At 41.8% G+C, this 19,788-nt stretch carries 21 protein-coding genes; 10 read left to right on the top strand and 11 right to left on the bottom strand.

The annotated features are described in order from the left end of the window. Positions 1-182: 182 nt before the first annotated feature. The 5 genes from BM095_RS09230 (at position 183) to BM095_RS16565 (ending at position 3,449) form a co-directional block, all read left to right on the top strand. On the top strand, positions 183-767 hold the full coding sequence (locus BM095_RS09230) for a CYTH domain-containing protein (protein ID WP_091660621.1): 585 nt from the start codon (positions 183-185) through the stop codon (positions 765-767). Between the two features lie 101 nt (positions 768-868). Next, complete coding sequence (locus BM095_RS09225; protein ID WP_177194765.1) at positions 869-1,549, top strand: lytic transglycosylase domain-containing protein; 681 nt, start codon at positions 869-871, stop codon at positions 1,547-1,549. Positions 1,550-1,870: 321 nt separating this feature from the next. Continuing rightward, positions 1,871-2,254, top strand: a complete 384-nt coding sequence (locus BM095_RS09220) for a globin domain-containing protein (protein WP_091660619.1) — start codon at positions 1,871-1,873, stop codon at positions 2,252-2,254. Between the two features lie 21 nt (positions 2,255-2,275). Further along, the gene (locus tag BM095_RS09215; protein ID WP_091660616.1) at positions 2,276-3,202 is read left to right on the top strand and encodes a ClpXP adapter SpxH family protein; all 927 of its coding nucleotides are present in this window, start codon (positions 2,276-2,278) and stop codon (positions 3,200-3,202) included. Between the two features lie 73 nt (positions 3,203-3,275). Next, positions 3,276-3,449: a hypothetical protein gene (locus tag BM095_RS16565; protein ID WP_177194764.1), complete on the top strand. Its 174-nt coding sequence runs from the start codon at positions 3,276-3,278 to the stop codon at positions 3,447-3,449. A 166-nt stretch (positions 3,450-3,615) separates the two neighbouring features. Here the strand turns inward: BM095_RS16565 and pepF are convergent, their stop codons facing one another. From pepF to BM095_RS09185, 7 genes are all read right to left on the bottom strand, one after another. Further along, a complete protein-coding gene (gene pepF, locus BM095_RS09210; protein WP_091660614.1) occupies positions 3,616-5,433 on the bottom strand; it encodes an oligoendopeptidase F in 1,818 nt (605 codons plus the stop codon). 81 nt (positions 5,434-5,514) lie between these two features. After that, positions 5,515-6,711 carry a competence protein CoiA gene (locus tag BM095_RS09205; RefSeq protein WP_177194763.1) on the bottom strand — a complete coding sequence of 399 codons (1,197 nt, stop codon included), beginning with the start codon at positions 6,709-6,711 and terminating at the stop codon, positions 5,515-5,517. Between the two features lie 189 nt (positions 6,712-6,900). After that, positions 6,901-7,572: an adaptor protein MecA gene (gene mecA, locus BM095_RS09200; RefSeq protein ID WP_091660608.1), complete on the bottom strand. Its 672-nt coding sequence runs from the start codon at positions 7,570-7,572 to the stop codon at positions 6,901-6,903. A gap of 397 nt (positions 7,573-7,969) precedes the next feature. Further along, positions 7,970-8,365, bottom strand: coding sequence for a transcriptional regulator SpxA (gene spxA, locus BM095_RS09195; protein ID WP_091660605.1), 396 nt, complete (start codon positions 8,363-8,365; stop codon positions 7,970-7,972). Between the two features lie 352 nt (positions 8,366-8,717). Continuing rightward, complete coding sequence (locus BM095_RS16560; RefSeq protein ID WP_177194762.1) at positions 8,718-8,861, bottom strand: hypothetical protein; 144 nt, start codon at positions 8,859-8,861, stop codon at positions 8,718-8,720. Positions 8,862-8,935: 74 nt separating this feature from the next. Next, positions 8,936-9,496 carry a GNAT family N-acetyltransferase gene (locus tag BM095_RS09190; protein WP_091660603.1) on the bottom strand — a complete coding sequence of 187 codons (561 nt, stop codon included), beginning with the start codon at positions 9,494-9,496 and terminating at the stop codon, positions 8,936-8,938. 129 nt (positions 9,497-9,625) lie between these two features. Then, positions 9,626-10,828 (bottom strand): putative glycoside hydrolase, encoded by a 1,203-nt coding sequence (locus BM095_RS09185; RefSeq protein ID WP_091660600.1) that lies wholly within the window; start codon positions 10,826-10,828, stop codon positions 9,626-9,628. Between the two features lie 183 nt (positions 10,829-11,011). Between BM095_RS09185 and BM095_RS09180 the strand changes: the two genes are divergently transcribed. Further along, positions 11,012-11,554 (top strand): HD domain-containing protein, encoded by a 543-nt coding sequence (locus tag BM095_RS09180; protein ID WP_091660597.1) that lies wholly within the window; start codon positions 11,012-11,014, stop codon positions 11,552-11,554. 171 nt (positions 11,555-11,725) lie between these two features. Next, a complete protein-coding gene (locus tag BM095_RS09175; protein ID WP_177194761.1) occupies positions 11,726-13,435 on the top strand; it encodes a methyl-accepting chemotaxis protein in 1,710 nt (569 codons plus the stop codon). 243 nt (positions 13,436-13,678) lie between these two features. On the opposite strand, the gene BM095_RS09170 is transcribed toward BM095_RS09175, so the two are convergent. Next, entirely contained in the window at positions 13,679-13,951 is a 273-nt protein-coding gene (locus BM095_RS09170; RefSeq protein ID WP_091660592.1) for a YciI family protein, read from the bottom strand. Between the two features lie 133 nt (positions 13,952-14,084). Here BM095_RS09170 and BM095_RS09165 point away from each other — a divergent pair, with 133 nt between their 5' ends. Both BM095_RS09165 and BM095_RS09160 read left to right on the top strand, forming a co-directional pair. After that, positions 14,085-15,269: an MFS transporter gene (locus tag BM095_RS09165; protein WP_091660589.1), complete on the top strand. Its 1,185-nt coding sequence runs from the start codon at positions 14,085-14,087 to the stop codon at positions 15,267-15,269. Positions 15,270-15,538: 269 nt separating this feature from the next. Further along, complete coding sequence (locus tag BM095_RS09160) at positions 15,539-16,705, top strand: MFS transporter (RefSeq protein WP_091660587.1); 1,167 nt, start codon at positions 15,539-15,541, stop codon at positions 16,703-16,705. A gap of 144 nt (positions 16,706-16,849) precedes the next feature. On the opposite strand, the gene BM095_RS09155 is transcribed toward BM095_RS09160, so the two are convergent. From BM095_RS09155 to BM095_RS09145, 3 genes are all read right to left on the bottom strand, one after another. Next, a complete protein-coding gene (locus tag BM095_RS09155) occupies positions 16,850-17,029 on the bottom strand; it encodes a YjzC family protein (protein WP_091660584.1) in 180 nt (59 codons plus the stop codon). 68 nt (positions 17,030-17,097) lie between these two features. Then, on the bottom strand, positions 17,098-17,397 hold the full coding sequence (locus BM095_RS09150) for a YrhK family protein (protein WP_091660581.1): 300 nt from the start codon (positions 17,395-17,397) through the stop codon (positions 17,098-17,100). A 100-nt stretch (positions 17,398-17,497) separates the two neighbouring features. Next, a complete protein-coding gene (locus tag BM095_RS09145; protein WP_091660578.1) occupies positions 17,498-18,568 on the bottom strand; it encodes a YeiH family protein in 1,071 nt (356 codons plus the stop codon). Between the two features lie 129 nt (positions 18,569-18,697). Here BM095_RS09145 and BM095_RS09140 point away from each other — a divergent pair, with 129 nt between their 5' ends. After that, a complete protein-coding gene (locus tag BM095_RS09140) occupies positions 18,698-19,612 on the top strand; it encodes a LysR family transcriptional regulator (RefSeq protein WP_091660576.1) in 915 nt (304 codons plus the stop codon). Positions 19,613-19,788 lie beyond the last annotated feature (176 nt).

The following is a 19,788-nucleotide window of genomic DNA, read 5'->3' as shown; positions in this document are numbered from 1 at the left end:
TTCATTCCAACCACGACTGCGGTCCTTGTTGGCTATGCAGAATTCCTAGATGCGGAGAGACAGTCTTTCCATTCCCTCTCCACACTCCCGTTTCTTCCTTGCATTTCCTTAGGTATGGTACCATATAACAACAGAATCGTCTCTTGTTGAGGTGTGAAAATGTAAAAAGAGGTGGAAGAAGAATGTCTCAAGAAAAAGAAATAGAAATAAAGAATGTATTAACTCTCAGTGAGTTTGTCCGTCTACGTGATGCTTTCTCTCTCACAGGAGAAGATTTTCATTGGCAGGCAAATACATATTTTGATACACCCCGCTTTGATTTAAGGTCAAACCAATCAGCTTTACGGGTCCGGGCCAAAAAGGGACAGTATGAACTCACATTAAAACAGCCGGCTGAGGAAGGACTGTTGGAGACAAACCAATCGCTCACGAGAGAAGAAGCAGAGCGCGCTATTTCCTCTGGCATCTTGCCTCAAGGGGAAGTCACCCATGCTCTCTCCTCCTTTTTATCCGAGCTTACTACATTAACTTCTATTGGTACGTTAGAGACACGAAGAGCATCGCTTCCTTATCAAACGGGGACTCTTTTTTTGGATCACAGTGTCTATTTAGGTACAGAGGACTACGAAATAGAACTGGAAGGCAATCGGATGAAAGAGGTGGAGAATTGGCTAGAGGAGCTTATGAAACAGTATGGAATCCCTCGCAGAACCACGCCAAATAAAATACAGAGATTTTTCACAAGAAAACAGGAAATAGAGGACTAATCGTTTGTGAATGCTGCTCCCTTATATTGCCAAGCGAGCACTTTTCTGGTATATTTTTCTCATTATGATATATGAAATTTGAACTAATGAGGTGACAGGTGATGATTTCGCCTTTATTACAGATGTTGTACCCGACGAATAATCGTCAAGTAACGAACACCGGACAAAACAGTCCGTTATCCACGTTGACCTCTTCATTCCAAACATACTTACAAGAACAAATAAATACGGTCCCCTTTTCGGAAGGAAGCAAGACACCAGCTGCTGCTTTGCCCACTTCCTTGTTTTTAACTCCTGACATGGCGTCCCGATTTTACGCATCCGCAGCTTCTTCTCCGCGGCAGACTACACCTGTTCATTCTGTGTCTAATACAAATAAACTTGCGTCTGCGAGTGAGAATGCTGCATTTTCCTCGTTAATCGAAAGGACAGCTCAGCGTTATGGCGTTGATCCTAAACTAGTACAAGCAGTGATTAAGCAGGAATCCGGTTTCAATCCAAACGCCAAAAGTCACGCTGGCGCCATGGGGTTAATGCAGCTGATGCCCGGGACAGCACGTCATTTAAATGTAGACGATCCGTATGATCCAGCTCAAAATATTGACGGCGGCACCCGCTACCTCCGGGATATGTTGAAACGCTATGACGGTGATGTCCAACTTGCTTTAGCCGCATACAATGCAGGACCAGGGAATGTGGATCGCTACAATGGCATACCACCGTTTAAAGAGACCCAGGCCTATGTTCCAAAAGTGATGGCGAATTACCGCTCCTTTGCTTAATATACTAATACACACACCTTCTGGAAACGTTGCTGCCTGTCACTCGTTTCCAGTTTTTTTTCTATCGAGATGCCGCAGTTAGAATCCCGTCTATCTCCTATTGCCGTTTCCTATATATTCAGAACAAACTGGAAAACATTTTATTTGCTGAACGGGAGTGCCGTTGCTACAATAATAGGAAAGTGACAGCGATACATCAGATACAAACGGATTGTGTCATTCCGTTTGGACATCCTTGCGTCATTTCATATCACGCTGTAGACAGCGTTTTACGATATCATTTATGTAGCTCTCCTGCATGTGCAAGAAAGGAGCACAATCATGGAAAAACAACTGAAACCATTTGACTATATTGGTGGTTCCGAAGTGATTGAACAGTTAGTAGATACTTTTTACGGGAATGTAAAGCAACATCCGGACCTCTATCCTATATTCCCGGATGATTTAACGGAAACTGCTCGCAAACAAAAGCAGTTTCTCACTCAATTTTTGGGAGGCCCTCCTTTATATACGGAAGAACACGGTCATCCAATGCTTCGGGCGAGACACCTCCCATTCCCTATTACTCCGACACGAGCGGAAGCTTGGCTGGACTGTATGTCCCGGGCAATGGATGAGGTTGGTCTCGAAGGGCCCGCAAGAGAAGATTTCTTTCGTCGACTGACACTGGCAGCACATCATATGGTAAATACAACGGACGAATAAGTTAGAAGGGAGTCTGGACCATTGCGAAAATTAGATACGCAGCTATACTGCAATGACCAGCTGGGAATCTGCGGCCTTGCTCCTGATGAAATAGACGACAAACCTGTAAAACGAAAGAAAAAATTAGAACTCTACGTATTCACAGATCCACTGTGTCCTGAATGCTGGGCGTTTGAACCTGCTTTAAGAAAGCTAATGATTGAATATGGTCATTACTTCTCTGTACGTTTTTTCGTCACTTCTCATTTGGACGCTTGGAACGAATCAAGCGAACAAAAAAAGCGAAACTGGAAAAATTTAGCCCAACAATATGAAAAAACAGCAAGCCGCTCCGGTATGTCTTGTGATGGCGATATATGGAAGGAAAATCCGATTCATTCCGCACGCATACCGGCGCTAGCTATAAAAGCAGCAGAAATGCAAGGACGACAGCTCGGCATCGTGTTTTTCCGGCGTTTGCGTGAATTGCTGTTTATCCATAAACAAAACATTGGAGACGAAAATATTCTTCTTCGGTGCGCGGAAGACGTAGGACTCGATGTAGAAGAGTTTCAGAAGGATATTCATTCGGAGTGTTCGTTGCGAGCTCTGCAATGTGACATGAAAACTACGATGGAAATGGAAGTAGAGCGCGCACCCACCTTCATCTTTTTTAACGATCGCATCGAAGACGAAGGATTAAAAGTCTCTGGCTTGTACCCTTATGACGTCTATGTCGCTATTTTAAAAGAGATGCTTGGGGAAGATCCTTTGCCGGCTAAAACTATCAATCTTGTAGAATTTATGAGACGGTATCAATTCGTCGCGACGAAAGAGGTTGCGGTCGTGTTTGACTGGAGTGAACGAGAAGCCAAAGCTCAGTTGAAAAAATTAGTCCTCCAGCAAAAAATAGAACAAGTCCCTGTAAAGTACGGCACGTTTTGGCGCTACTTGCCGTCTTCCTCATAGAACAAGCAATCATATTTTTCAGGCCCCTCCATATAATTTGTGGTAAGACACCACATGTTGGAGGGGCCTCGTTATGAAAAAAGTATTAGTCGGTATACTCTTTATGGGGGTCAGTTTCCTAGTGTTCTTGTTAGGCTTGATGAAGTTCATCCCCGTATTAATTGGAAGCATACTCTTATTTCTCTCTATCTTCTTTACCGTGCTCTCCTTTAGCGAACGCAAGCGCTTTAAAGGGTTAAAAACGTGACGATGCAAAAAGCCGGTCTTCAGGGATCCCGAAGACCGGCTTTCTCTATTATTGCTTAAAGTTTCATCACTTCGTCTCTTAAGATTGAGGAAATTATCACATTGAATCTCCAATGTGTGCCGCCAATAAGCGAGCACAATGCGCGTTTATCTTTTTTTAAAGAGTATTATTGATCCAGTAATTCTTCCATTTCATGTAATGTTTGTTCAAATAATTTCATCGCTTCTCGGATCGGTTCTGGAGAAGTCATGTCGACGCCTGCTTTTTTGAGTACTTCAATCGGATAATCGGAGCTCCCGGATTGTAAGAAAGATAAATATTTCTCCACGGCAGGCTCTCCCTCTTCCAAAATCTGTCTTGTTAAAGCTGCAGCGGCACTGTACCCTGTCGCATATTGGTAGACGTAGAAATTCATATAGAAGTGAGGAATTCGCGACCACTCTAACGCGATATCTTCGTCTAAAGTCATATCTTCTCCAAAATATTTCTCATTCAAGGCGTAGTATTCTTTCTCCAACACATCAGGAGTTAACGCTTCCCCATTCGCTGCTTTTTCATGGATTAACTGCTCAAATTCTGCAAACATCGTTTGACGGAAGACCGTTCCACGAAATCCTTCGAGGAAGTGATTAAGAATGTACATTTTCTTTTTCTTGTCATCCATTGTTTTTAACAGATAATCATTTAATAATGCCTCGTTGACCGTAGAAGCCACTTCCGCTACGAAAATCGTATAGTTGGAATAATGGTAAGGCTGGTGCTTCCTGCTATAATAACTGTGCATCGAATGACCAAGCTCATGAGCTAAAGTAAACAAGTTGTTCACATTATCCTGCCAATTCATCAAAACATATGGCATGGTCCCATACGCACCGGACGAGTAGGCTCCGCTCCGTTTTCCTTCATTCTCATACACGTCAATCCACCGATTCTTATACCCTTCTTTTATTGTATTGACGTAGTCATCTCCAAGTGGCGCGAGCCCTTCTGTAACTAACTCTTGTGCTTTTTCATAAGGTATCTTCATTTCTACTTCTTTAACAAGCGGGGTATACAGATCATAGTTGTGAATTTCATCTAATTCAAGGACACGCTTTCGTAGACGAACATACCGGTGAAGAAGAGGCAAGTGTTCATTTACCGTATCGACTAACTGATCATACACGACTTCCGGTATGTGATTTGCATGAAGAGCAGCTTGACGGGCAGAGTCATAATTCCGAACACTCGCATTAAACAAATTCTTTTTCACTTGCCCGTTTAACGTGCTCGCAAAAGTATTGCGGTATTTTTTATACGTGGAATACACCGCTTCAAAAGCATCTTTTCGAACTCGTCGGTCATCGCTTTCAAAAAAGCGGAGAATTCGCCCATGTGTGACTTGCACACTGTTTCCCTCTTCATCTTTAATCTCAGGAAATTTTAAATCCGCATTATTTAACATGCCAAATGTATTTCCCGGGTTCGAGGTTACTTCTGATACTTGAGCTAAGATCGCTTCTTCTGATTCATTTAAAATGTGCGGACGCTGTTTATTAATTTCATCCAATGTGTGCTCGTACGTTTTTAGGTCATCATTCTCTTTTACAAATTGGCGAAGTTTCTCTTCCGGCAAAGACAAAATCTCTGGAACGACAAAAGCCATCGCCTGCCCTAATTTTGCTGCGAGTCCTGCCGCTCGGTCTTCTAGTCCCTGATAATAAGAATTGCCAGCATCCTGATCTGATCTCATATGAGCGTATGTATACAAACGCCCGAATCTCTCTGCAATATGATGCTCCGTAGCAAGTCCCTGATACAAAGAATCGGCGGAATCGCCCAGTTTTCCTTTGTAATCTTCCATCTTAGGCAAAAGATTATTTTTTATTTCCTCAAATTCTTTTTCCCAGTCTTCGTCTGTCGCAAAAATATCTTCCAAATTCCACTTCCACTTCTCAGGTATTTCTTCACGTTTTGGTAATGATGTAGTTGATTTATCACTCATACGATACACCTCCTGTATTCTGCTCCCCATTTTACCTAATTTAACCACTATATAAAAGAATAAACGTTTCCCTCACCCTTTCTACAATATGCGTCTCCCCCAGTATTTATCCTTTGCAAAACCTGCTTCCAATGAAAGAGGTATACGAACACCTCTTTTTTTCTTCCAGCCTCTGTTGGTTTTTTCAACGACTCCCATCAGAGATAGTAAGGATAAGTAGTGTTTTAATGTTTGTGTAAGAGGCTCATCGAGAAGAGGAAAACAGGTTGATTTCGAAAGCAGGCCGGACTTGGTTACCGCTATAGCAGCCTCTTGAGAAGTAAAAGAGTGAGAGGGGGAGAGAGACGGAAGAAAGACGAGAAGCAACCAGCTTTGCCAAAGATAGGCTGGAACAGAAATGACTTCCATCCCCAAATGAGGCCAACCTGCTTCTGCAGGGAAAAACGGAAGCCCTGCTCGTAATTTCTCGAAGAGCGGCCCCAACCGTCTTGGATCATGGAACGCCCGCCATTGATTTTTCCCAAAACGCCACTGTTTCTTCACACGGAGCCACTGGGACACTGATAAAGAAGGTCCATCTATTGTGTCGGGAAATGTTATCAATTCATGAAAAGAGAGTTGGGACGAAGGAAGAGTATAGTGGTCGGCGAGGATACGGGTTTGCGAAGTCATAGCTCGTGGAAACAAAAAGGAAAACGATTGGTCTCGAGAAGAAAAATACGAAAAAGCATACCTTGTATCTTTTGGACGTTCACGCAAGCTTACCCATTCAAACCCATGAATCTGATAATGACGAGGTGAACGAAGGCGGAGGCGTGACGAAGACAATAACCAAAGCGGGTGGATTCCGATGGAACGATAGTCAAGCGTTCGGGCGATCATTTCTTCCTCTGTGATAGAAGCACACTGGTATTCAATTGCTATGCTTTGCCCGGATTTTTCCACCAGGAGGTCCGCTTTTCTTTTAATCATCGGAAGAAAACGTTCTACATCCGGCTTATATCCTTGGTGGAGAAGCCATTGATATAATAGAGCCTTGCCGTTCAAATGTTCTTCTGATTCAGGGTGGTGATAAGGACAAGCTGATTTCCGATGGTGAGCGAAATGCCACCGTCGTTTCGTTCCCTTTTTAAGAATTACCGGTTTCAAGCAAGCGGGACAGAAGTAAGGAGGAGAAGGAATCGGAGAAAAAGTCGGCGCGGGAGATATCAAGGACACTCGTCTCCCTGATGAAGTTACAGCAACAAACATGGCATATTCCTTTCTGATTACATTCATTCTCCCTCTTTCTTTCTCTCTTTCATATGAAAATCCTTCTTTTTGTCTTTTTGAAAACATCGAGATTTCCCTTTACGTCCACTTAAAGACAACAAAAAACCCTTTACCGGCAAAAGATGAGCCAGGCATTACTGATAGTGCCTGGCTGATCGTATCGCCGGTAAAGGGATGGTATTTTGCGTCACGCACTTATGAAAAGTTGTCCTGTAATGTTTGCAATCCTTCAGAAGATGCGATGGTTTTTCCGTATTCGCGAATACGGTAGATGGACATGTCAGATTCTTCCCCGTACTCTAATACGTGGCTGATCATATCATCTTGTTCATCCTCAGCATAATGGTCGTCAAACATTAGGTACAAGTAGTATTTTCCTTCAAAATAGTATATTTCATTTTGAATATGATCGGCAGCAAATGCCTGACTCAAAGCGATCAAATCTTCTAGATCAGCAAAGGAAATAACAATTTCAAGCTCATCGGTATCGAGACTGCTGTTCGTCTGACGAGATTTCTGAGAGGAACGAAATTGTTCATCCAACATGTCAACGATATTGTCATCGACAGGAACTTCTTCATCTTTTCCTTGAGATACAGGAATCTCGAGCTTTACATTTCCATCTGTGATCTGTCCACGGGTAACTACAATTTCCATACCGTTATCCAACGCTTGGACTTGAATCCAAAGCGGGCCTTCGATTTCGAAATTCTCGCGGTCATGCGCTTCATTGATCATTTCAAAAAATAATTCTTCTCCCCGTTCGCGATTGTACCAGATTTCATCCCGGTCAAATCCTCGGTCCTCTATATCTTTATACGTAATAAAGAATTTGACCGTCGACTCATTAATTCTTTCGATTTCCACGATTTTCTCCCTCCTTTGAAGGTAGGTGGATACCGCTTCCATAGGTCTCTCTTTATTAAAGATGATACCCTAGGACGGGCAGCTAATTCCCTAGTCCTTAATGTCTTATTACCATTGTATACGAAATAAAACGTATTGTTAAGGACCAATGCTCATCCCGAAGATATTTTTGAGGGAGCGGAGCTCTAAAGAGATAACGCGGTCATTCCTCTACTATTAAATGTATATTCTCAATGATAATATGCAAGATGTCAAGAGAAAAAAACTGCTTCTTTCTTCTTTACAATGAACAATTTCAAGCTTCTTTATCCAAGATCTTTCTATATACAGAAAAACTTCTACTGTTCGAGAAAAAGTAGAAGTTTTTTTTCGGTCTCCAACTATCTAAATAAAAATGTTAATTCACCATTTTTTGCGCTTCCATCAAATTAAACGTACGAACTTTACGAGGTAGGAAACGACGTATTTCCGCTTCATTATAGCCTACTTGTAAACGTTTTTCATCAAAGATGATCGGGCGGCGCAACAGGCCCGGATTTTCACTGATTAACTTAAATAATTCTTGAAGCGGCAGACTCTCCAATTCAACGTCCAATTCTTGAAATACTTTTGAACGTGTAGAGATAATCTCATCCGTTCCATCTTCTGTCAAGCGTATGATTTCTTTTACCTCTTCTACACTAAGAGGAGATGCGAAAATATTACGCTCTTCAAATGGAATATTATTTTCCTCAAGCCACCCTTTTGCTTTCCGGCAAGAGGTACAGCTTGGAGACGTGAGTAACTTGACCATTCAATTGAACTCTCCCTTCCTGACTACGCAGAATGAATGTATGGAGAACATTTATTGCGGAATGCACCTTTTCTTACGTTACTTGTATTATACAATAATAATTCTAATTTGAAAAGGTTTTTCAATAAAGAATTACGTCTCAAATATGATTATGTATGCAGTTCTCTATACTTTAGCAATCATTCCACACAACGCCTTCTCCTTAATATTCGGCATTTGTATTCTCATTCCTTCTTTTGCGATTGATAAAACCTATAATTTTCAGAAAAACTGCTTAAAATGAAAAAAGCCCACCTCACAATTGAGAATGGGCTTGTGTAATATCCTATTTGCAATTCATTTTACAAGATAATTAAGCAGGTGGTTTGGAAGAAGATGTTGGAGTACCGCGTCCTTCTGGCTTTGGAAGTTTATTCCAGTCTTTCAAGTTTTTACGAAGCAGTTCCTTTAACACTTCACGCTTTTTCTTGCGTTTTTGCTTCTCCTTATTTCTCACTATCGATCCCTCCTTGAGATCTTTATCCAACCGCGGCATGCCATACCTTCTTCTACCCGTAAGAAATGATCATGTTATTCACTGTTTTCATCAAACGTTAGGACATCTTCTGCTTTCTGATATGCTTTACCATACAATTCTTCATCTTTATACGTATGAATATGATTATACGTGTGCTTCATTTTATCAAAAATACTTTCCTCGCTCTCATCCTCCGGAGACCAATACAGGATTTCGAGTGTGTTGTCTTCATCGGTTGCCAGCGATTTTCTTGTATACCCGATAGATGATGCATGTTTAAAACCTGCTCGCTGATAGAAACGAAACCGTTTCTCTGTATCGGAATCTTCGTAATCGAGCGGCTCCACTTCTAATATAATTGGTTTATTTTTTTTCTTCATTTCCTCGATAATCTTTTTTCCAAGTCCCTGGCCGCGAGCTTCTTTTGCTACAAGCAAGTAGTCAATAAAGATAAAATCGTCCGTTTCCACATACATAACAACATGATGGGCTCCCTCATCTTTGTGGTAAATGTCACTTTTCTCTTTAAGAAGAAGCTCCATATGCTCTTGTGACTTCATTTCTTCGATGGGAAAATATTGACTCAGTTTTTCATACCAATGTGCTTCCTTCATAGGAGCCTCCTATCCTGTTTCCTCTATTATAAAATATCTTTGCTTATATTATAACTCCCAATAAAGAATGCAACACCCAACATATCATGATCATCTGCGTCATTGTAGCATTAGCTTTTTATTTCTACATTATGGTGTATAATCTACACCCTTTGTATAGCTATTCGAAGCATCCCATAATAAAAATTCATCAATACCGGAGTCATTTAACGCACGAATTTGAGCTTCTACTTCTTCTACTCCATATGTTTGATAATTTCCAGAACCGAGCCAGCTGGCTGTGAAATCTTGAATCCAAGGGCGGGAAACTGGAGGTTGGTCTAGTTGGTCAAGTACCTCATTTTCTACCTTTGCATATTCTCTCGTCAATTCGTAAGGGTGCAGGTCGGGCTTATCGATACCAAAATATGGAGTCCAATGACTAGGATAAATCATGGAAGAAATAACATCGACATTATTCGCTATTTTTGAGAAGTTCTGCCCGATCCCCGGGGCTTCCTCCAAGGTTGCGGAGTAGCCGAATATGTCTACGGATACATCTACATCAAATTCTTGCTGAAGCTCTTTCCTTGCATATTCCACGAAGGAAGTGACCGCTGTTACCCGCTGGTCGATGTTATTCCCTTCCTCGCCGAAGTCCCCGCGAGAATAATCGAGTTTTTCGTCCCGCGTTTCAAAGCCCTCTGGAAAACGTACGTAATCAAATTGGATTTCCTTAAAACCCATCTTTGCTGCTTCCTTTGCGATATTGACGTTATAATCCCATACCTCTTTCACATACGGGTTTACAAATGCCTCGCTCGCTCCGTTTTTCCAAACCTTTCCGTTATCTTGAAACGACCATTCAGGCTTATTTTCAGCCAATACCGTATCTTTAAATACTACAATCCGGGCAATCGGATAAACATCATGTTCGTCCAACTTGTCCATCATCGCTTTAGGATCACCAATCATATTGGTTCCAATGTCCGGCACATCCATATCCTCCGTTGGTTGGAATGTTAAATTCCCATGGTCTTCCTTAATGTCGATAACCATTGAATTTAAATCCGTGTTATCCATCAAATTCAATAATTCTTCAAACCTCGCTCCACCTGCAGAATGACCTGTCACATATACCCCTTTTACGCCATCCTCAGGGTAGGTGAAATCATACCCAGTATCATAATAAAAGCGCGGCATCGTCGTATCAATTTCTTTATGTACTTCTGTAGTTTCTTTGAATGAATGAAACGCAATCGTTTTCTCTTCTTCTCCATGAACTTCTTGACTTACCATAAATGTAGCAGCTGCTGCACAAGCTGCAGTGATTCCTCTCCATCGTTTGGTCATTATTCTTCCCCAGCCTTCTCTTCAATCTATCATTCCATTAAAAATTATACAGAGAATAACATATTTCTCCAATAGAAAACATGGAGGTTTTGCATATAAATTTACCTTGCAAATGATATGCTCCCTCGTTATAATAGTAAAAATATCTTCATACCATTACAGTACCATGCAGGAGGGATAAGGATGAGACACGTTACATTGCTCGATATTTATGAACACCCGGTCACGCAAAAGTTTGTAAAACGTTCAGGGCTCGCCCATGCAATTGCTGTGGCATATCATGCATTTGATCTTGCGAAAGAACACGGCGTCCATCCGGATCTTGCCGTAAAGGCAGCCTTTTTGCATGATATTGGCCACTATACGTGGTATCGGAACGGACAATGGGATTACAATCTTTATAAAGAAAATGATATACACGCCATTAAAGGAGCGGAAAGAGCTCATAAGCTTTTAATCCGGCTGGGAGAAGAACGAAGGAATGCGAAAGAAATAGCTTTAGCCATTCTTCTTCATACTGATTCTTATCTTCCCGACGGAACCATCCATCGTACTAATTTACAAGAAGTCGTTGCAAAAGCGGATGAACGAGACGAAGAACCATCCGGAAACCATCATTACCGCTCTATCACTGATGTGGAAGCAAGAAACAAAATCATTCGGCTCGATCAAATGGTTTACGAATCATTGCACGACGTGGCATTTCAAAAAACGGGGGAGGCCTGAAAACGGGTCCGCCTCGTTTTTTTATTTTATTTTTTCGTCTTTCCTCCTCCTTTCGTCGCAATTGACAAGGAAGGACAAAAGGTCTAAAATTCAATTATCAATTGAGTCTTTATTCCCTTTAATATGCATTTTAAATACATAAAAAATGATGAAAGAAACGAGGAGAACCGGATGAACAGGAAAAATCAAATCACTTGGAAACTTGGATTCATTATTATGGGTATCTTATGTGTGTCACTCGCTATCATTTTCCTATCGATGTACCGTACTAATTATCAGGAAATCAAAAAAGCCGCAGGTATTGAACTGTATGGCTGCGCTAATATTACAACAGCATTAGTAAGTCCGTCAGACATTAACCAAGCAAAAGCGGGCGATGATCAAATCGCGGCTGATTTAGGAGAGCAAATCAGCTGGACTGTCCATCATAAAGACATTTTCGAAGGACAGTATCTCCTTGACTTTGATGGGACTCTGCTTGCAACGGATGAAAATTTACAGAAGCAAGGGTTTCGTCCCGGTGATTCGTTTTATGTCGACGAAGATATCATGAAAGAGCTTCAGGAAACAAAATCCCCTGTCTATTCAGATGTATACGAATTCGGAGGAATGGAACGCCTGACTGGCTATGCCCCAATTTTTGAAGATCACGATCCGTCTAAAAATATCGTTGCTGTAAGCGCCATTGATTTTGAAAGTAGTATTCTTCATGAACGTACATGGAATATGGTAAAAGGCAGCTTTTTGTTCGCTATCTTTCCTATATTACTTGCAGGCGTCTTTACCATTATACTAATTAAACGCACAACGGATCCATTGTCCGACGTCATCCGGTTTGCTAGTCGGGTAGCAGACGGAGACCTCTCTGTTTCTCATCTGAAGATAAAGAGGAAAGATGAGATTGGCGAATTGTCTTCTGATTTAAATACGATGCGTGATAATTTAGTATCTATTATCGGGGAAGTCTCGGAAAATTCGTCCCACGTCGCAACAGCTTCTGAGCAGTTGTCTGCTAGTGCGGAAGAAATTTCTGCTACCGCTGAACAAAATGTTTCAGCTACCCAAGAAGTCAAAGAAAGAACCCACAAGCAATCTGACATCGTTCTTCGGACAAATCAAATTTTGGCGAACCTCTCTTCCAAAAATGAAGGAATGAGTGAAAAAGCGCAAGAATTAAATCAGAAATCCTTTCATACGAAGGAAAGCGCAGAAGTTGGCTATGAGATGATCCAAGAATCGATGGGACAAATGAGAGTCGTCAATGAAAAAGCAAACAATTTAAAGGAATCGATGAGCACTTTAACACATAAATCAAATGAAATTGAAGAGATTATCGCGATGATTACGCAAATCTCTAATCAAACGAACTTACTTGCTTTAAATGCGGCCATTGAGGCTTCTCACGCAGGGGAACATGGAAAGGGGTTTGCAGTGGTAGCAGATGAGGTCCGACATTTAGCTGAACAATCGGCAAAAGCGACCCAACAAATCAGCCAGCTGATACACGACATTCAAGCCGATACATCACAAGCGATGGCAGAAACGCAGGAAAGTACGACTGCTATGGAAGAGGGCACGACTATGATTGATAAAGCTGGCAATACTTTTTATGAAATAAATACGTCCGTACAAGACGTCACTCAAGAAATCCATGATATATACCAAGATATCACGAACGTTACCGAAGGAATTAAAGAAGTAGTAGAGGCGATGGATACGATAGAGCACCTTTCCACCACGAACAATGAAAGCACGCTCCGCGTCTTATCTCAAACAGAAGACCAAGCAGCTGCAATTGAGGAAATCACTTCGTTAATGGAGACATTATCCTTGCAAGCAGAAGAATTAGATAACAAAACGAAACGGTTTAAACTTGCTTGATTCACGTATTAAAATAGCTGTCCTACAAGATTTACTAATGTCAGCGAATACAAAAGAGGCCTTCCGGAGACAAGTTATTACACTTTTCCTGTCTCTGAAGGCCTCTACTTATAAGAGGAGAACTTCGTAGGAAAATACATTCTTTATCGGTCATTTGTCTCACAGGAAGCCAATGAGGCAACTCTCATCCGTGCTCCTGAAACATTCGATCTTTCTCAGAAGCCTTCCTACCTTTCACATTCTCTATGACCATTGTTCAGAATTCATGACCCATTCGTGTATTTCATACGTACGAGCTTCCTTTTCTACGTAAGGGTCTTGTTTTACTAGAGCTTCCGCGTCCTCAAGCGTTTCCGCACGGTAAATAATTAACCCTCCAGCCCCATCCGCAAATTTTCCATACGCGGTAACGTTATCTTTCTTATGCTGCTCTTCTAAAAATGCAAGATGATCAGGCCGGTATTTTTGACTAAGTTCCGGGCTTTTCATATGTAGTAAACAAGCAAACAATTTCATATGTCACTCTCTCCTTTTTTTCATTTCCCTTCCTTTATACCACTTTTCTTCGTCTATTGTCGACGTTTCTCTTGTGTCTGAATTTTTTATCAATTATAATGAGGGCTAACTATACTTAAGTGAGGGTTCTTATATGGACAAGCGCGTGTACTTATTCATGATGGTCGCTTTCGTGACCGGAATGGTTGAACTGATTATAGGGGGGATTTTAGACTTAGTTGCAGAGGATTTACATGTCAGCATAGGTCAGGCTGGTTTACTAATCACTGTCTTTTCTATTTCCTTTGCCCTCTCCGCTCCCATTTTATTAGTGGCTACGTCTAAAATGGAACGAAAGCGTCTGACGTTATTATCATTGCTTGTATTTCTCTTAGGCAACTTGGCTGTGGTGATGAGCTCCTCTTACGCCATGCTTATCCTAGCCCGTATTCTTTCTGCAGCGAGCGGATCTTTACTTCTCGTCTTGTGTGTTACGATGGCATCTCGTATTGTCACAGAGCCATACCGCGGCCGTGCGATTGGTATCGTATTTATGGGCGTGAGCGGTTCCCTTGTTTTCGGTATCCCATTCGGTGTTTTTCTCGGAAATGCTTTTGGATGGAGGACTCCATTCCTTCTCATTATGATATTAACAGCTATTTCTATGGCTTGTGTGTATGTTCTCATGGAAAAAATGGAACCGCGGCCGCAAGTATCACTGCGTCAACAACTCGCCACGTTGAGAATGCGTCCCGTATTGTTTGCCCAACTCACTTCTTTTATATTTTTTGTCGGTCATTACACGTTGTATGGATATTTAACCCCGTTTTCTAAAATGACGATGGGACTTGATGGGACGTGGGTCAGTATTGTCTATTTAGTTTTCGGCGTTGCTGCCGTGACTGGAGGCGGGCTAGGCGGGATGCTTTCTGACCGGCTTGGTTCCAGGCGGACGATTCTTTTTGTCGTTGCTATGTTCGCTATATCTTTATTCGTCATTCCGTACACCACCTTTGCTCTCCCTGTTTTTCTTATTCTGTTAATCATATGGAGTGCGTTAAGTTGGGCGCTCACTCCAGCCATGCAAAGTCATTTAATTGAGACGTCCCCTGAGACAGCGGATATACAGCAAAGTTTAAACAATTCATCTCTTCATTTAGGCATTGCATTTGGTTCATTAAGCGGCAGTATTGTGATTGAACAGAGTTCTGTTGATATGAATCCCACGGTTGGCGGTGTGTTTGTTCTCCTTGCTCTCGGGGCTGCGATCATCTCCATAAAAGCAGCTCAGCGTCGACATATAGACATGGAGAACACATATGAAAAGACGAGGGCTTGAATACAAGTCATTCAACAGTCATCGATACAGGCGCTCAGCATCCATACAAAAATCCGATAGGGAACGGTTCATGACGTCATCATGGACCGTTTGAGTCCTTTCACCCTATAGATCGGCTGTTTCCTTACCCGTCATTCAATGGAAACACTCACTTCCCATGAAAAAACAGCGGTTTTCATCATCCACCATCACTATACGCAGCAAACTTGTTGTTCCTCCTCTGTTTGGTGTTATGATGAGTATTGAAGGTAAAGGAAAGGATTATTGTTATGGATAAACGTGTTTATTTATTGATGTTGGTATCTTTCGTTGCCGGCTTGGCAGAGCTTATCATCGTTGGCCTCCTGGATCTTATCGCAGCTGATTTACATGTCAGTATTCGTCAAGCCGGACTGCTCATCACTGCTTTTTCAGTAACTTTCGCCATATCAGCACCTATTCTGCTTTTTGTTACGTCAAAAATGGAGAGAAAACGTCTTACTCTTATATCACTCGGTGTTTTTCTTGTTGGGAATGTGGCAGCCGCATTCAGTCCTTCTTTTTCTCTCTTAATGTTAGCAAGAATTCTATCCGCGGCAAGCGGTTCTCTTCTCGTTGTCTTGAGTATAACGATTGCTTCTAATATATCGACAAAACCGTACAGAGGACGGGCTATCGGCCTGATTTATATAGGAATTAGCGGTTCCCTCGTATTAGGGGTGCCTATCGGTTTAATGATCGGTAATTATTTCGGATGGCAAGCACCATTTCTCGCGATTAGTGCACTAAGCGCCATCATTGCCATCGGGATCTTTTTTCTAATGCAGCCGATTGAAGTTCAACCGTCTCCCGGATTAAAAAAACAGTGGCAGAGCCTGAAAAATAGAAAACTCCTTTCTGCCCACGTTACAACGTTATTATTTTTGGCGGGACATTATCATTTATATGGGTACCTCAGTCCGTATTTAAAACAAGTCATGGGATTTAGTGAGGGCTGGGTGACGATAGTATATTGGTTATTCGGCTTCGCGGCAGTAACGGGGGGAGCGATTGGCGGCGGGCTGTCTGACCGTCTCGGATATCGAACAACATTATATGTTGTTATTATTTTATTTTCTTCCTCTATGTTTATTTTACCGTACACTACCGCATGGATACCGTTATTTTTCCTGCTCGTTGTAATATGGGGAGCCATGAGCTGGGCTCTCTCCCCTCCTATGCAATCGTATTTAGTAGAATCCGCTTCAGAGACGTCTGATGTTCAACAAAGCTTAAATAATTCAGCACTTCATTTAGGAATCGCTTTAGGATCCTTTAGTGGAGGATTCGTCGTTGAAAATAGTTCAATTGCTCTTACTCCGACCGTTGGCGCGGTGTTTGTCCTCCTCTCTTTCGGAACAGCGTATTACTCGTTAACAAAGCGCCGGCAGCATAGCGTGCGACCTGAGGTAGAATAAGGGCATAAAAGCAAAAAGCTTTACACAAGCTGAGGATAAGACAATCTCAAATAATAGGACCTTTGTTTCAACCCGTGCACGAGAATTCCCCTATTTAATCATCAAACCCCCCTTAGTTATAAACCAAGGGGGGGATTTATTGTATTATGCTTTCACCCAATGAGCAGCTTCGTTTTCTCCTGGAGATGGAGGAAATTGATCTCCTTCATTGATCTCTATTTCTGTGTTATCTTGACTAGCATTTCCACCGCTCACTAATGTGTCTACTTTGTACGTTCCGCTTTCTGGTGCTTTTTCGCCTGTCTTGTAACGATCTTGTGCCATCATAATAACCTCCTTCAAGCGTTTCACAGGAACATTTCCCGGGAGGTTATTCATGTAAACATGGCTTTCTAATCTTGTTTTTTATACGGGTTATAGTTCTCTGACTCCTTCATTTCATTACGGAGCGAGGTATCATGCATAATCCGTAGTACAGGACGACTCCCAAGAAGCAGACTTCCACATAAATATAAAATACTCCCTACTATGGATAGTGACTGAAAGAAATTTAGAATACTTCCTGTCACGAAAAATAAACCTATCAATAAATCATTTACTGTCGTGATAAGACGGTACCGTTTTCTGAAATATAATCGGAAACGACCGGCTTTGACGTCAAGATAGTCTTTATCGTCGAATATATCGGGCATACTCTTTCTCCCTCCGTTCTACATACCCTTACTATTAATACGTACCACCGGAGGAGAAAAATTAATCTACTTTTTTATGCAGGAACAGATATGACATCCGTTAAATGAAAAAATAAGTAAGAACGGATAAACAAATCGAAGTGATACCCATGGCAAATAACGGACGTAATGCTTTCGTGCGCACTTCTCGCAAACTAACATTTAGTCCGAGACCAACCATCGCTGCTGTTAAAAGCCAGGTCGAGAACGTAGATACTCCCTCCATAAATCCGTCGGAAACAGGAATAGACACGCCAAGCACGAAGCTTCCAAGCACACTCATCGCAATAAATCCGAGTAAGAAATAAGGAAAGGCTACTTTGGTTTTCTCTCCACCTTTGTCTTTGTCTTTCCGTTTCATCCAATACACGAGAACAAAACATAATGGGACAAGTAAAAATACTCTTCCTAATTTAGCTAAAAGTCCCATGGCCAATGCGTCGTCTCCAGCAGGCGCTGCGGCAAGGGCGACATGCGCTAATTCATGAAGGCTGACTCCTGCCCACATTCCGTACTCCACCCCATCTAATGGCAGAATGGGACGTATAATCGTATAAAAAATCGCGAAAATGGTACCAACTAAAGCAATGATTCCCACTCCGATCGCTGTGTCTTCATCTTTTGCTTTCACGATAGGTGCAACGGCAGCAATGGCTGCTGCTCCGCACACTCCTGTCCCTACGCCAAGCAGCATAGACAGCTTTTCGTCTGCTTTAAACCGTTTCGCAAGCCACACTGTCAGGACAATCGCAAAAACAATCACCGCGGCATCCCGTATTAAGAGGCCGAGCCCATCCTGGAGTACTGTCCCTATATTCAGCTTTAATCCGTACAATATAATAGCAAATCGTAAAATCTTTTTTGAAGAAAACTCGATCCCCGGCCGAAATGTTTCCGGATAATCGAAAACTTGTCGATATAAAATCGCAATGAGAATAGCTGAAGCTAACAAGCCAACTTGTTGAAAGCCAGGAAGTTTGGCGAGAAAAAACCCTAAAGCAGCGATAAAAAATGTAAATGCAACCCCACCTGTCCAACGTATCCACTGCGCTGGCTGTTGATTTCCTTTATTATTGTGATCCGGTTCCTGTTGACGATCCGTTGATAATTTTTTGGCTTCATGTGCCGACATGGTCATTCCCTCCCGATTGTTTTCCTTAATTTCAGCTTACTGGCTACTAAATCATAAGAAAAATAATTATTTATGATACTTATCATAAGTAAACTTGTATAATAGAGAAAAAGAAGGCAGGTGCAATGGATGGATCAACAATTGGAAGTATTCGTTACCGTAGCTGAAAAAGAGAATTTTTCCCGCGCAGCGGAAGAACTCCACATGACACAACCAGCTGTCAGCCAATACATTCGTTCGTTCGAACGTATCATGGGAACAAAGCTGTTAGAGCGCACCAATAAATACGTTCGTTTGAACAAAGCAGGAGAAATTGTTTATCACCATGCGAAGGAGATACTAGGTCTGTATACAAAAATGCATTATTTAATTGACGACCTTACGAATAATACGAGCGGTCCTCTTTCTATTGGTGCGAGTTACACATTTGGAGAATACGTCCTTCCTCATGTGCTCGCAAAAATGAAAGAATCCTTTCCTTTCATTACACCGAGCGTAACGATAGGGAATACGAAAGACATTGCGGAATTAGTACTTGGGCATCAGTTAGATGTGGGTATTGTGGAAGGACAATATGAGGACAAAAACTTAGTCATCCATGCATTTTCGGAGGATTCTATGTGTGTCGTTGCTTCTCCACAACATCCTCTATCCGAGAAAGAAGAGGTGTCTTTGGAAGATTTAGCAAACGAAACGTGGATTATTCGAGAGAAAGGGTCAGGTACAAGAGAAGCGGCGGAGAGAATGTTTCACACGTATCACATAAAGCCGAAGAAGAGTCTTGAATTCGGGAGTACACAATTGATTAAAGAATCAGTGGAGGCTGGTTTGGGAATTGCCCTTCTTTCTGATTGGACCATTCATAAAGAAAATGCCAATGGTACGTTAACGATATTGCCCGCTTCGGCTATTTCTATAAAACGCCAATTTTCAACCGTATTACAATCGCCTTTCCAAACAAAAGCATTACAAGTATTTCTTGATACGGTAACAAATAAAGAAACATTATCCGAAGTAAAGAATGATTTTTATAATAGGAAATGACATAGTTTCTGTTTCCTATCTAAGAGAAGACACCGACAACTTATCGACTTCCCCTAACGAAAGAGTCTGATTTTAACCAAAACAGGGGTGCCAATGGATCTTTTTTTATGACCCTTGGCACCCCCTTTACAAGAAAAGCGAAAGCGCCTTGCTCACGAGCGTCAAGTCCTGGAGGA

Source organism: Alteribacillus iranensis, assembly GCF_900113025.1.
GTDB lineage: Bacteria > Bacillota > Bacilli > Bacillales > Marinococcaceae > Alteribacillus_A > Alteribacillus_A iranensis.
This window is presented reverse-complemented; position numbering and strand designations above follow the sequence as displayed.

Excerpts from the sequence above, each read along its gene's own strand:
- BM095_RS09205 (WP_177194763.1), bottom strand. The coding sequence starts at position 6,711 with ATGAATGTAATCAGAAAGGAATATGCCATGTTTGTTGCTGTAACTTCA.
- BM095_RS09150 (WP_091660581.1), bottom strand. The coding sequence starts at position 17,397 with ATGCCCGATATATTCGACGATAAAGACTATCTTGACGTCAAAGCCGGT.
- BM095_RS09155 (WP_091660584.1), bottom strand. The coding sequence starts at position 17,029 with ATGGCACAAGATCGTTACAAGACAGGCGAAAAAGCACCAGAAAGCGGA.
- BM095_RS09180 (WP_091660597.1), top strand. The coding sequence starts at position 11,012 with ATGAGACACGTTACATTGCTCGATATTTATGAACACCCGGTCACGCAA.
- BM095_RS09165 (WP_091660589.1), top strand. The coding sequence starts at position 14,085 with ATGGACAAGCGCGTGTACTTATTCATGATGGTCGCTTTCGTGACCGGA.
- BM095_RS09175 (WP_177194761.1), top strand. The coding sequence starts at position 11,726 with ATGAACAGGAAAAATCAAATCACTTGGAAACTTGGATTCATTATTATG.
- BM095_RS09225 (WP_177194765.1), top strand. The coding sequence starts at position 869 with ATGATTTCGCCTTTATTACAGATGTTGTACCCGACGAATAATCGTCAA.
- BM095_RS09190 (WP_091660603.1), bottom strand. The coding sequence starts at position 9,496 with ATGAAGGAAGCACATTGGTATGAAAAACTGAGTCAATATTTTCCCATC.
- BM095_RS09220 (WP_091660619.1), top strand. The coding sequence starts at position 1,871 with ATGGAAAAACAACTGAAACCATTTGACTATATTGGTGGTTCCGAAGTG.
- BM095_RS09185 (WP_091660600.1), bottom strand. The coding sequence starts at position 10,828 with ATGACCAAACGATGGAGAGGAATCACTGCAGCTTGTGCAGCAGCTGCT.
- BM095_RS09230 (WP_091660621.1), top strand. The coding sequence starts at position 183 with ATGTCTCAAGAAAAAGAAATAGAAATAAAGAATGTATTAACTCTCAGT.
- BM095_RS09145 (WP_091660578.1), bottom strand. The coding sequence starts at position 18,568 with ATGTCGGCACATGAAGCCAAAAAATTATCAACGGATCGTCAACAGGAA.
- BM095_RS09170 (WP_091660592.1), bottom strand. The coding sequence starts at position 13,951 with ATGAAATTGTTTGCTTGTTTACTACATATGAAAAGCCCGGAACTTAGT.
- pepF (WP_091660614.1), bottom strand. The coding sequence starts at position 5,433 with ATGAGTGATAAATCAACTACATCATTACCAAAACGTGAAGAAATACCT.
- spxA (WP_091660605.1), bottom strand. The coding sequence starts at position 8,365 with ATGGTCAAGTTACTCACGTCTCCAAGCTGTACCTCTTGCCGGAAAGCA.
- BM095_RS16565 (WP_177194764.1), top strand. The coding sequence starts at position 3,276 with ATGAAAAAAGTATTAGTCGGTATACTCTTTATGGGGGTCAGTTTCCTA.
- BM095_RS09140 (WP_091660576.1), top strand. The coding sequence starts at position 18,698 with ATGGATCAACAATTGGAAGTATTCGTTACCGTAGCTGAAAAAGAGAAT.
- BM095_RS09160 (WP_091660587.1), top strand. The coding sequence starts at position 15,539 with ATGGATAAACGTGTTTATTTATTGATGTTGGTATCTTTCGTTGCCGGC.